Below are 5,861 nucleotides of genomic sequence, written 5' to 3' on the forward strand. Positions count from 1 at the left end.
CCGCAGCTCCGATCAGCGGTACGGCAACAGGGCTGGTCATTAGGTCAGGGCCTGGGTGTTCATGCCCGGAGACCAATCGTCACTGCGACTATACCGTCAGGGGCTCAGGGGCACAACCAGTCCGGGCTATGGGGGGACAAGGCTTTGCGGCATGACGATCGATCCGCGCTCGCACACGCCGGTCTACGTGCAGCTCGCCGACATCCTGCGTGAGCAGATCGAGGCGGGCGAGCTGGCACCGGGCTCGGCACTGCCCAGCGAGGCGCGGATGACTCAGGAGTACGGCGTCGGGCGGGAGGCGGTCCGAATGTCGATCTCCCTGCTCCGCTCCGAGGGTTTGGTCAACACGGTGCGTGGACACGGGAGCTATGTCCGTGAACTGCCCCAGCGACGGCAGGTCGAAGTGCCGCCGGGCGGGTCGGTGATCGCACGGATGCCGAGCGGCAGGGAGCGCCGGGTGATGCAGCTCGACGAGGGCGTACCCGTGTTGGAGATTCGCGACGCGAAGGGCGACATCGAGGTCATGGCCGGCGACGAGGTCGAGCTGACCCGCCCGCCGGACTGACCTCCGGCCGGCAGACGACCCGGGATGATGATTGCTATCGACCATCCTGAATACTGCCAGGATGCCCGACCTACCCGACCCCTATACGATCCGGCACTTCTCGCAGGGAAACCCCGCCGGCCCCACCCAGGACGACGTACCCGCCCTGCTGCGCCGGCTCGCCGACACCATCGAAGACCTCGGCCCGGTATGGATCCAGGACATCGTCCTACACAACGAGATCACCGCCGAGGGCGACTATTACTCGTTCACGGTCTACTACCACGAGGAATCCGACTGACCACCCCGCCCACCCCCTGATCCGCTCCACTTGCGCCAAATAGGCGTGTCCGGAAGCCCCGACACCGCGACATGCGGCATACGGAGTGGATCAAGGCGAGGGTCTGCCGCTAGTGCCGGCGGGGAGTATCCGGTGAACAGCGCCAGGACGGCGAGGGCAGTGGCGGCGAGCAGGCCGACGGCGGCCCCCTGACCGACCCGCTTCGTCCGGGCGTTGCGGCTCAGCAGCCAGGCGAGCGTGCCGGTCAGCGGCAGCAGGCAGCAGCCGGCGCCCGCGTAGTAGAAGGTCCATTCGGCCGGTGAGTCGTTACCGACGAACACAGCCGGCAGGATCTCCGTTCTCCCCACCGCGTCACTCTTGCAGGTTCGGACGACGCCACCCACGATGATCCACACCAGTTGCGGGAAATAGCGGTGTCCGGCACACCACGACACCGCCACATTCCGCACTTGGAGTGGATCACCAGGCATCGGACGTGGCAGCGGAGCTTCCCGGCTTCTGGTACGGCGATGATCCGGACGGGCAGTCGCGGCGAGCCGTTGGACGGCGGAAAGGCAGATCGAGTGATCTCACCAACCGTGGCGCGGACCGGGAACCAGCCGACGACCGGGCACGCGGTCGTCCTCATCACCGGGGTCCAGGCCGCCGGGAAATCGACCGTCGCGCAGTCGCTCGCCGAACGGCTGCCCCGATCCGTGCACGTACGGGGCGATTTCTTCCGACGCATGATCGTGGCCGGTCGCGCCGAGATGACGCCCGATCCCACCGACGAGGCGCTCCGGCAGCTTCGACTGCGGTACCAGCTGACGGCTCAGGTGAGCGACGCGTACTTCGACGCCGGCTTCACCGTCGTCACCCAGGACGTCATCCTGGGCGACGAGCTCGCCCGGATGACGACGCTGATCCGGGCACGCCCCCTGCTCGTGGTCGTACTCGCCCCGTCGACCGAGGCCATCGCGGCCCGCGAGGCCGGTCGAGGCAAGACCGCGTACGGCACCTGGGCCATCGAACAGCTCGACGGTGTGTTGCGGCACCAGACGCCCCGGATCGGGCTCTGGCTCGACACGTCCCGGCAGACGCCAGCCGAGACCGTGGAAGAGATCCTCGCCCGCGCTTGGACGGAGGCCGTGATCTCGCCCGGAGGAAGCTCGGGCGGCAACGCCGACAGGACGATCAGCTAGCCGGACGGCCGGTACAACACCACCGCATCCCGCATCTGAAGTGGATCAGTAGTGGCTTACTCGCCGGTCGGGCCACCGGCCAGTTCCACCACGATGTCCAGGTGCCCGAGATGGCGGGCGTACTCCTGCACGAGGTGGAACAGCACCCGTTCCAGCGACGCCGGGTCGGCACCGTCCCAGCGCTCGCCGGGTGCCCCGACCGCGGCGAGTTCACTGCCCTCCACCACTGCCCGCGTGTGCCTGCCCTGCGCGCGGAGCGCGGTTAGCAGGTCGTGCCGGGTCTCCTCCGGTGCGACGTACCACCGGTCCTCGCGCCGGTCGCCCCACGGGTCGCCGACGTCGCGCCCCTGAAAACCCCACTCGATCCACCGAAGTTCCACGTAACGCAGGTGCTTGACCAGCTCCAGCGGGGTCCAACCGGAGGGCAACACGCTGCGGCGTACGTCGTCCTCGGTCAACGCGGACACCTTCGCCACCACGCTCGTTCGGAAGTAGTCGAGGTACCGCAGGAACACCTCGGTACGGTGTGCGGCCGGGACGGTGGGCGAAGGAAACGCGACGGTCACCGGACCAGTATCCGCAGGGGCTTCCCGCCACGTGCGCCGAGCGGCGGTGTCCGGTAGCTCTTGACACCGCCACTTGCCGCAAACGAGTGGATCAACCAGGTTGTCGCCCCCGCGCGGAGCCCCGCCGACCTAACTGGATGGCGTCTTGATGCTCTCGATGATGCGGGCGAAGCCTTCCCTTCCATGACCTGCGTCGATCTGGCGTCGGATGAGGCGCTGGACCATGGCGACCGCCTCGGTACTGATGCCCGCATCGGTACTGGCGGTAAGGATGTCGCCGAGATCGGAGAACTCCAGGCTCTGCTGCCCGTCGACGGTGTAGTCCCCACCGTCGATGACTGCGGCGTACTCCTCGAAGCCGCCGGTCATCGCGGTCAGCCAGGGTGCGGCCATGGCAGCGAACTCGCGCGCCGGCACGCCGGCGGACGCGACCATGGCGGCACCGTGCATGAAACCGGCGAACATGACGTACATGCCCGCGAGCAGGGCGAGGTCGTACAGGGACGCCAGACCGGCGTCGTCACCGAAGTAGGTACTGGTGCCCCACAGGTCGAGCAGCGGCTGGTACCGGTTGAAGGCATCGGCCGACCCACTGTAGAGAAGTGAGGATCCAGGCTGACCGATCATGTCCGGTACGGCCAGGATGCCTCCGTCCAGGTACGCGATCCCGGCAGCGGCGGCCCATGCGGCCAACTCCCGCGACTGAGCCGGTGTCGTCGTGGTCACGTTGACCAACGTCCGTCCTGCCAATTCCGCAACGATCGGATCCAGCACCTCGTGGACCGACGCGTGGTTCAGCAGGCATGCGACAACCAGCGGGCTTGCCCGCACCGCGTCACCTGGCGAGGCGGCGGCTTGCGCACCCTGCGCGACGAGGTCGTCCGCCTTCCCCGGCGAACGGTTCCACACCGTTGTCGCATGTCCGGCCTTCACCAGGGCAGCCGCGAGCGCGCCACCCATCGCCCCCAGCCCGAGGACACTGACGTGAGCACTGTTGATCGCTGTCATTTCTTGAGCCCCTTCTCGTCTTCGTCGCTCGGTTGAATCCTTTCCGCCACAAGTAGAGTTGGCCAGTACGGACTAATTAGTCAGGTACTAACTCGCAGGTAAGTGCCCCTGGAGGGAGGCCGATGGCAACATCAGCACGACGTGGTCCCTATTTCTGCGGCATCGACGCGGCGATGGACGTGGTGGCCGGCAAGTGGAAGTCGCTGATCCTCTGGGAGCTGCACCACCACCGGACACGCCGGTTCGCCGAACTTCGACGCGGCCTTCCGGGCGTCAGCGAGAAGATGCTGATTCAGCATCTGCGGGAGATGGAGGAGGACGGCCTCGTACATCGTGAGGTGTACCGCGAGGTGCCGCCAAAGGTCGAGTACTCCCTGACAGAGCACGGCGTCTCGCTCAATGCCGCCCTGGCCACGCTGGGCGAGTGGGGCACCGAACGCATCCAGCGGATCGGGGCCGAGAAGGTATCCGTGGAAGCCGTCGGGTCAGGCGCGCCGCACCCGCGGCGATCAACTTGATCCACCCCGCTTGCGCAAGGTGAGGGTGTCCGGAAGCTCTGACACCGCGACTTGCCGCAAACGGAGTGGATCAGCCAGGGTCAGTGGATCAACCAGGGTCAGTGGTTGAACAAGGGTCAGACGTTGAAGCGGAACTCCACCACGTCGCCGTCCTGCATGACGTACTCCTTGCCCTCGATCCGGACCTTGCCGGCCGCCTTGGCCGCCGCCATCGATCCGGCCTCGACCAGGTCGTCGTAGGAGACGACCTCGGCCTTGATGAAGCCGCGCTGGAAGTCGCTGTGGATTACGCCGGCGGCCTCCGGGGCGGTCGCGCCGACCGGGATGGTCCAGGCCCGCGCCTCCTTGGGGCCGGCCGTGAGGTACGTCTGGAGCCCGAGGGTACGGAACCCGACCCGGACGAGCTGGTTCAGGCCCGGCTCGTGCTGGCCGATCGACTCCAGCAGCTCGCGGGCCTCATCCTCGGGCAGGTCCACCAGCTCGGACTCGATCTTGGCGTCCATGAAGACAGCCTCGGCGGGGGCGACCAGCGCGCGCAGCTCGTCGAGAAACTCCGCGTTGGCCAGCTCGGCCTCGTCGACGTTGAAGACGTACAGGAACGGCTTCGTGGTGAGCAGGTGCAGCTCGCGCAGATGCTCCAACTCGATCTTGGCGGCGGCGGCCCCGGCGTACAGGGTGGTGCCGCCGTCGAGGACCTCCACGGCGGCCTTGGCGGCGGTGACGGCGGCGGCCCGGTCCTTGCGGAGCTTGGCCTCCTTCTCCAACCGGGGCAGCGCCTTCTCCAGGGTCTGCAGGTCGGCGAGGATCAGCTCGGTGTTGATCGTCTCGATGTCGTCGGCCGGAGAGACCTTGCCGTCGACGTGCACCACGTTCGGGTCGGAGAAGGCACGCACCACCTGGCAGATCGCCGAGGCGTCGCGGATGTTCGCCAAAAACGCGTTGCCCCGACCCTGCCCCTTGGACGCGCCGCGCACCAGGCCGGCGATGTCGACGAACGACACCGGCGCGGGCAGCACCTTCTGCGAGGAGAAGATCTCGGCGAGCGTGGCCAGCCGCCCGTCCGGCAGCCCGACGACGCCGACGTTGGGCTCGATGGTGGCGAACGGATAGTTCGCCGCGAGCACGTCGTTCTTGGTCAGCGCGTTGAACAGGGTGCTCTTGCCGACGTTGGGCAGGCCGACGATGCCGATGGTGAGACTCACGACCAGCCAGCTTACGCGCCCCGCCGTCCGTACCCGGCAGGCAGGCCCGAGCCGGGACCGGACAGGTGGCCACCGGTCAGCCGACCAGCCGCCACCAGCCCGCCCCGTCGGCCGCGACCTCGCCGAGCGCCCCGTCCGGCAGGTCGGCGACGGCGGCCAGCGGCAGGGTGAACCGGTGCGCGGCGGCCGGCCCGGCCGCGTACGACTCGCCGAGCATCCAGCGCACCTCGTCGACCGTCCAGCCCAGCCCGCGCCGGCCGGCGATCTCGCGGACCAGCCGCAGCCCGGGGCGCGTGTCGTCGTCGTAGAACCGCATGCACCAGTGGTGCGCCCACATGCCCAACGCGCGCAGCCCGGCCGGGTCGAGCGAGCCGGCGAGCCGGCCGCACGCCGTGTCGGCGAAGGGCCGCCCCGGGTCACCCATCCGGTCCCGCTCGATCGCCCCGTACGCCGCCGGCGCCACCGCCCGCATCCGGTCGTAGAAGCCCTGCACCACCGCACGGTCCAGCCGCGCCCGCCCCGACCGCATCAGCGAGCACCC

Annotated in this window: 9 protein-coding genes; 4 read left to right on the top strand and 5 right to left on the bottom strand. The window is 68.4% G+C overall.

The features are described 5' to 3' along the window. The first annotated feature begins 151 nt into the window (after positions 1–151). Positions 152–565, top strand: a complete 414-nt coding sequence (locus E1182_RS28605; protein WP_207921552.1) for a GntR family transcriptional regulator — start codon at positions 152–154, stop codon at positions 563–565. A gap of 61 nt (positions 566–626) precedes the next feature. After that, positions 627–845, top strand: coding sequence for a hypothetical protein (locus E1182_RS28610; RefSeq protein WP_132270845.1), 219 nt, complete (start codon positions 627–629; stop codon positions 843–845). On the opposite strand, the gene E1182_RS28615 is transcribed toward E1182_RS28610, so the two are convergent. Then, on the bottom strand, positions 824–1,192 hold the full coding sequence (locus E1182_RS28615; RefSeq protein WP_132270846.1) for a hypothetical protein: 369 nt from the start codon (positions 1,190–1,192) through the stop codon (positions 824–826). The genes E1182_RS28610 and E1182_RS28615 overlap by 22 nt on opposite strands. Before the next feature lie 216 nt (positions 1,193–1,408). Here E1182_RS28615 and E1182_RS28620 point away from each other — a divergent pair, with 216 nt between their 5' ends. Then, a complete protein-coding gene (locus tag E1182_RS28620; protein ID WP_243706474.1) occupies positions 1,409–2,026 on the top strand; it encodes an AAA family ATPase in 618 nt (205 codons plus the stop codon). Positions 2,027–2,082: 56 nt separating this feature from the next. On the opposite strand, the gene E1182_RS28625 is transcribed toward E1182_RS28620, so the two are convergent. Beyond that, positions 2,083–2,592, bottom strand: coding sequence for a DinB family protein (locus E1182_RS28625; protein ID WP_132270848.1), 510 nt, complete (start codon positions 2,590–2,592; stop codon positions 2,083–2,085). A 129-nt stretch (positions 2,593–2,721) separates the two neighbouring features. After that, complete coding sequence (locus E1182_RS28630; protein WP_132270849.1) at positions 2,722–3,600, bottom strand: NAD(P)-dependent oxidoreductase; 879 nt, start codon at positions 3,598–3,600, stop codon at positions 2,722–2,724. Between the two features lie 122 nt (positions 3,601–3,722). On the opposite strand from E1182_RS28630, the gene E1182_RS28635 reads away from it, so the two are divergent. After that, a complete protein-coding gene (locus tag E1182_RS28635) occupies positions 3,723–4,118 on the top strand; it encodes a helix-turn-helix domain-containing protein (protein WP_132270850.1) in 396 nt (131 codons plus the stop codon). 116 nt (positions 4,119–4,234) lie between these two features. Here the strand turns inward: E1182_RS28635 and ychF are convergent, their stop codons facing one another. Then, the gene (gene ychF, locus E1182_RS28640; protein ID WP_132270851.1) at positions 4,235–5,320 is read right to left on the bottom strand and encodes a redox-regulated ATPase YchF; all 1,086 of its coding nucleotides are present in this window, start codon (positions 5,318–5,320) and stop codon (positions 4,235–4,237) included. A gap of 76 nt (positions 5,321–5,396) precedes the next feature. Then, positions 5,397–5,849 (bottom strand): hypothetical protein, encoded by a 453-nt coding sequence (locus E1182_RS28645; RefSeq protein WP_132270853.1) that lies wholly within the window; start codon positions 5,847–5,849, stop codon positions 5,397–5,399. Positions 5,850–5,861: the final 12 nt, after the last annotated feature.

This window comes from Micromonospora sp. KC721 (assembly GCF_004348355.1).
GTDB lineage: Bacteria > Actinomycetota > Actinomycetes > Mycobacteriales > Micromonosporaceae > Micromonospora.